General features: G+C 27.9%; 4 protein-coding genes. All 4 read left to right on the plus strand.

Going from position 1 to position 6513, the window contains the following annotated elements; all coding sequences use genetic code 11:
• Positions 1–347: 347 nt before the first annotated feature.
• The 4 genes from mutS (at position 348) to hfq (ending at position 6287) form a co-directional block, all read left to right on the plus strand.
• On the plus strand, positions 348–3044 hold the full coding sequence (gene mutS / locus B2W91_RS09295) for a DNA mismatch repair protein MutS (protein WP_291580249.1): 2697 nt from the start codon (positions 348–350) through the stop codon (positions 3042–3044).
• Positions 3045–3073: 29 nt separating this feature from the next.
• Complete coding sequence (mutL, locus tag B2W91_RS09300) at positions 3074–4993, plus strand: DNA mismatch repair endonuclease MutL (protein ID WP_291580250.1); 1920 nt, start codon at positions 3074–3076, stop codon at positions 4991–4993.
• A gap of 22 nt (positions 4994–5015) precedes the next feature.
• Complete coding sequence (miaA, locus tag B2W91_RS09305) at positions 5016–5960, plus strand: tRNA (adenosine(37)-N6)-dimethylallyltransferase MiaA (protein WP_291580251.1); 945 nt, start codon at positions 5016–5018, stop codon at positions 5958–5960.
• Positions 5961–6038: 78 nt separating this feature from the next.
• Positions 6039–6287 carry an RNA chaperone Hfq gene (hfq, locus tag B2W91_RS09310; RefSeq protein ID WP_291580252.1) on the plus strand — a complete coding sequence of 83 codons (249 nt, stop codon included), beginning with the start codon at positions 6039–6041 and terminating at the stop codon, positions 6285–6287.
• Positions 6288–6513: the final 226 nt, after the last annotated feature.

A 6513-nucleotide genomic window follows, 5' to 3' on the forward strand; every position in this document is an offset into this window, starting at 1 on the left:
TTTAAGCTATTTTTATAGAAAACTTATTTTCCAGAGTATATATTAAGTTTTAACATTGTATCCCTATAGTATGTTAGTTTGTTTTGCATAATACTGCATTGTAAGAAAATCATCATAGTACAAATATGAGTAAATCTGACAGTTTGCGTGATATAAGTAAACTAACATCTGTAACTTGTTATTTTCTTTTAGGTGATTAATGGTGAAAAACAAAAAAATCTTTTATTTATATTTAAGGAATAATTAATAAAGTTTTTATTAATTATATTAACATTTTAAAATTATGCTAACTTTAAAAGCGACAATGTCGCTTTTTTTATAAGAGTAATAAAGGGGAGATAAAGAATATGTCATTCACTCCAATGATGAGACAATATCTAGAAATAAAAGATAAATGTAAAGATAGTATATTATTTTTCAGACTAGGCGACTTTTATGAAATGTTCTTTGAAGATGCTGAATTAGTATCCAAAGAACTAGAATTAACTTTAACAGGTAGGGATTGCGGATTAGAAAATAGAGCGCCTATGTGTGGTGTACCTTTTCATGCAGCAGAAACTTATATATCTAGATTAGTTTCAAAAGGATATAAAGTTGCAATTTGTGAGCAGGTAGAAGATCCAGCTATGGCAAAAGGTATAGTGAAAAGAGATATAATAAAAATAGTAACACCTGGTACTTATACTGAATCTTCTTTTTTAGAGGAAAATAAAAATAATTTTTTAATGGGACTTTATATTAGTGAAAACCTGTCCTCCGTATGTTTTTGTGACATATCTACTGGAGAATTTTATTGCAGCGACTTTAACTATGATATAAATATTATTATAGATGAAATATCTAAGTTTAATCCTAAAGAATTAGTAATATCAAATATGGTTAGTGAAGAAATACTAAAGGAAATTAGAGAAAGATTTGAAGTTTCTATATCAAGATTTGATGAGAAATTTTTCTCCACAGAAGAAGAAAGGTTACAAAATCAATTTAAAAATTATACAGAGCTTCAATTTAGTGAAAGTTTAATAAGAGGATGTAACGGCTTATTAAATTATATAATTGAAACACAAAAAGTTACACTATCCAATATTGATACTATTGAAATTTATAATATTTTTGATTACCTTGTAATTGACGGCAATTCAAGAAGAAATTTAGAGGTAACAGAAAGTTTAAGAGATAAGACTAAAAGAGGGTCATTGCTTTCTGTATTAGATAAAACTAGTACTGCTATGGGAGGAAGAAGACTTAGAAAGTGGATAGAGCAACCATTAGTAGATAAGAAAGAAATTGAGTTAAGACAAAACTCTATTGAAGAACTAATAAAAAATATTTCACTACAAGAGGATCTTGATGAGGCTCTAAATGATATTTATGATATAGAGAGATTAGTTGGAAAAATTAGCTCTAAAAGTATAAATGCTAAAGAGCTTTTAGCACTAAAAAACTCTATTGAAAAAATTCCGAGGATTAAAGATTTATTATCAAATTTTAGTGAAAATTTACTTATAGATATTGAAAAAAACTTAGATGATTTAAATGATATTTATGAACTTTTACATTCTTCTATTAGTGAAAGTCCAGCAATTTCTATAAAAGAAGGTAACATAATAAAAGAGGGTTATAATGAAGAAATTGATGAACTTAGAAATTCAAAGAAGTGTGGTAAGCAATGGATTGCTAATCTTGAGAGTAATGAAAAGAAAGCAACTGGAATTAAATCACTAAAAATAGGTTATAATAAAGTATTCGGTTACTTTATCGAAGTAACTAAAAGCAATTTATCTTTAATTCCAGAGGGAAGATATATAAGAAAGCAGACCTTATCTAATGCTGAAAGATTTATCACTCCTGAACTAAAAGAAATGGAGGATAAAATTTTAGGTGCAGAAGACAAATTAATTTCTTTAGAGTATGAAGTTTTTGCAACTATTAGAGAAGAAGTAGAAAAACATGTTGATAGGATGAAGACTTCTGCAAAGCTTATATCAGAATTGGATTCTTTATGTAGTTTATGTAAGGTTGCAAGGGATAACAATTATATAAAGCCGTCTATTAATACAAAAGGTATATTAAAAATAGAAGATGGAAGACATCCTGTAGTAGAAAAAATGCTGCCAATAAATAGCTTTGTAGGAAATGATACTTTATTAGACGGAAAAGATAATCAAATGTTATTAATAACCGGGCCTAATATGGCAGGAAAATCTACTTATATGAGACAAGTTGCACTTATAACTTTAATGGCACAGATAGGAAGTTTTATACCTGCAAAATCAGCAGATATTTCCGTATGCGATAAAATTTTTACTAGGATTGGAGCTTCTGATGACTTAGCTGGAGGAAAGAGCACCTTCATGGTTGAAATGTGGGAAGTATCAAATATATTAAAAAATGCTACTAATAAAAGTTTAATATTACTAGATGAAGTAGGGCGAGGAACAAGCACCTATGACGGATTAAGTATTGCTTGGGCAGTTATAGAATATATATGTGAAAGCTCCAGTATTAAATGCAAAACGTTATTTGCAACTCATTATCACGAACTTACAAAGTTAGAAAACAAGATAAAAGGTGTTAAAAATTATTCGATTGCAGTTAAAAAAGTTGATAATAATATAATTTTCTTAAGAAAAATAATTCCAGGAGGTGCTGATGAATCCTATGGAATTGAAGTTGCAAAATTAGCTGGTATACCAAATAAAGTTATTGATAGAGCAAGAGAAATACTCTCTCATCTTGAAGATAATAACAATAATAAAGATATAACTACTATTTATAATGAAAATAACACTATAATTGCAGAAAAAAAAGACTTACAAGAGGAAATTACTAATAATGAAGTGGCAGTAGATAATGTAAGTGTAGAAAAAGCAGTTAAAAAAGAAAACAAAGTTGAGGTATTAGAAGAAATACAGCTTGGATTTGAGGATATTCAAAGTATGAATTTAATGAAAGAAATAAAAAATATTGATATTTTGAATATGACTCCAATGGAAGGATTTAATAAGCTATATGAACTAATTAAGAAAGCAAAATCACTCTAAAAATACCTTTTCTTATAGGAGGTGATTTTTTGAAAAGAATTAATGTTTTAGATTTTGAAACTTCAAATAAAATTGCTGCCGGTGAGGTTGTAGAAAGAGCAAGTTCTGTTGTGAAGGAACTTGTTGAAAATAGTGTTGATGCTAATTCGAAAAATATTATTATTGAAATAGAAGACAGCGGAAATCAATTGATTAAGATCAGTGATGATGGAGAGGGTATTCATCCCGAAGATATAGAAAAAGCCTTTATGCCACACGCTACAAGTAAAATTAGAGGTATAGAAGATATCTATAATATTAATAGTTTTGGCTTTAGGGGGGAGGCTCTTTCAAGTATAGCATCCATATCAAAAGTTACATTAAAAAGTAAAACTAAGGATGAAACCTTTGGAAAGGAAATATATGTTGAGGGAGGTAAAGTAGTTCACATTATTGACACAGCTTGTAATGATGGAACTACTATAGAGGTAAGAGATTTATTCTTCAATGTGCCTGCCCGTCAAAAGTTTCTAAAATCAGCTCAAAGGGAGGCTTCACTAATTTCTGATTTAGTGCTGAGATTAGCCTTAGGAAATCATGATATATCCTTTAAATTAATTAATAAGGGGAAAGTAACTGTAAATACCTATGGTACAGAAGACATAGTAGAGACTATTAGAGTGTTATATGGAAAGGAAGTAAAAGAAAATATAATTCCTTTTGAAAAACATAATGATATAGTTTCTGTTCATGGTTTTATTGGAAATGCTGAGATAAGTAGAGGGAGTAGAAATAGGCAATCTATATTTGTAAATAAGAGACTTATAAAAAATAGCACAATAACTGCAGCAGTAGAGAATGCCTTTAAATCTTTCTTAACAATAAATAAGTTTCCTTTCTTTGTATTATTCTTAGATATTTTTCCTGAATTCATTGATCCTAATGTCCATCCTACTAAAGCAGAGATTAAGTTCTTTGACGATAGATCTATATTTAAGTTAGTATTTGATGGAGTTCATGGTGCATTAAAGGAATATATGCAGTATTCTTTTAGTATTGAAGAGGATGTTTTAGTTGTAAAAGAAAAGGAAATTATAGATAATAACTATATACAGCCTAAATATGAGCAAGAAGCCTTTAATGACAGTATTTTTGAAAAAAAAATATCCGATAAAGATATTGAATTTCAATCTATACCTATAGATTTAAAACCATTAAAAAACGTTGATTTAATAAATAATAATATTGATTTAATAAATAATTTTGAAAGAAAAGAAGAATCGGTAAAAAAAACTGAAGAAAAAATTAAAAATGAAGCTGTAAGTACTAAAACTTTAAAAGCAAATAATATAGAAAAAAGCTCTATAGAGAACTTAAGTTTACAACCTAAGTTTGGACATATAGATATTATTGGACAGTTTAATAATACTTATATAATAGGTGAGAGCAATAATGAATTAATATTAATTGATCAGCATGCTGCTCATGAAAAATATCTTTTCGAAAAATATAGGAGATCAATAAAAGATTTAGAAGTAGTTTCTCAAATTTTATTAACTCCAATAGTTATTGAACTAACTTATGAAGATTTTCCTTATTATAGCGAAAATGTAGGGTCTTTTGAAAATGCTGGGTTCAAAATTGAAGATTTTGGCGATAATACTATAAGTATAAGAGAAGTACCTATGTTTTTAGGTAAGCCTGATGTAAAATCTCTATTTTATGAAATATTAGATAATTTAAAAAAGCTAGGTAGTGGAGAAACTACAGAAGTTAAGTATAATAAAATAGCTTCTCTTGCCTGTAGAGCAGCAGTAAAAGCTAATGATAAGCTATCAATAATGGAGATGGAGAAGTTAATGGAAGATTTGCGTTACATTGAAGAACCATTTACTTGTCCTCATGGGAGACCTACTATGATCAAAATAACATTAAATGAACTAGAAAAAAGATTTAAAAGAATACAATAGAATAGAGTTTAGGTGAGATTTTATGAAGGATTTATTTATTGTTGCAGGACCAACTGCAGTGGGAAAAACTGAAATATCCATTAAGCTGGCGAAAACACTAAATGGTGAGATAATTTCCTGTGATTCAATGCAAATATATAAAGAAATGGATATTGGATCTGCTAAGATAACTAAAGAGGAAATGAAGGGAATAGAACATTATTTAGTGGATATTATTAATCCAAGTGAAGAATTTAGTGTGGCTCAATTTAAAGAACACGCTGAAGATGCTATCCACAAAATTTATGATAAAAATAAGCTGCCTATGGTGGTAGGAGGTACAGGGCTTTATATTAACTCCCTTATTTACAATTACAGTTTTGGTGATACCAGTAAGGATGAAAAGTATAGAGAATATTTAAGCAGTTTAGCAGAGCAAAATGGCAAGGATTATGTTCATAACATGCTTAAAGAAATAGATGAAGACAGTTTTCAAAAGCTTTATCCCAATGATTTAAAACGCGTGATTAGAGCATTAGAAATATATAAGACTACAGGTAAGACTATGAGTGAGTACTTAGTTGAACAAAATATTTATGATATACCTTATAATGTATATTACTATGTGCTAACAATGAATAGGGAAAAGCTTTATGAACGAATTAACAAAAGAGTAGATATAATGATGGAAAAAGGACTATTAGAAGAAGTAATTGCATTGAAGAATAAAGGATATACTGAAGATATGCAATCTATGAAAGGAATAGGGTATAAAGAACTACTATATCACTTAAAAGATGAGATATCTTTAGAAAAATCTATTGATATGATTAAACAATTTAGTAGAAATTATGCTAAGAGGCAGCTTACATGGTTTAGAAAAGATCCTAGAGTAGTTTGGATAGACAAAGATAGGTTCAATGATGATGATGAAGTTGCTAAATTTATCGAAGAAGATTTTAAAAGAAAAATATTAATGAATAATTAAAACTAAATAATTTGCCAAATAAAAGGATTTTATAATTATTCATAGAATAAGTTAATTATATTTACGGAGGTGTTTTTAATGAGTAAATCTACAAATAATTTACAAGATATATTTTTGAATGGTGCTAGAAAAAATAAAGTTCCAGTTACAATACATTTAACAAATGGGTTTCAAATAAAGGGTAATGTTACTGGTTTTGATAGCTTCACAGTTGTTTTATATTCTGATGGAAAACAAATGTTAATTTATAAACACGCTATATCAACAATTACTCCTCTAAAAGCAATTTTATTCAATAATTCAAATGAAAATTCTAATGAAGATTAAATACATAAAATATACTTAGATTAAAAAATCTAGGTATATTTTATTTTGGGCGCATAAAAAAATAATTAACCCAAATAGCAGCGCATATTTAACATTATAATAACTATTTTTCAATATAACTTAAATTATGAGATACAATGTGAAGACTTAAAATATACTCTGGAAAATAAACTTTTTGTAAAAATAGCTTAAATCCTTAGAAATTAAGGATTAATAATGAAGAATG

It is taken from the genome of Clostridium sp. UBA6640 (genome assembly GCF_002455975.1).
In the GTDB taxonomy this organism is placed as follows: domain Bacteria; phylum Bacillota; class Clostridia; order Clostridiales; family Clostridiaceae; genus Clostridium_J.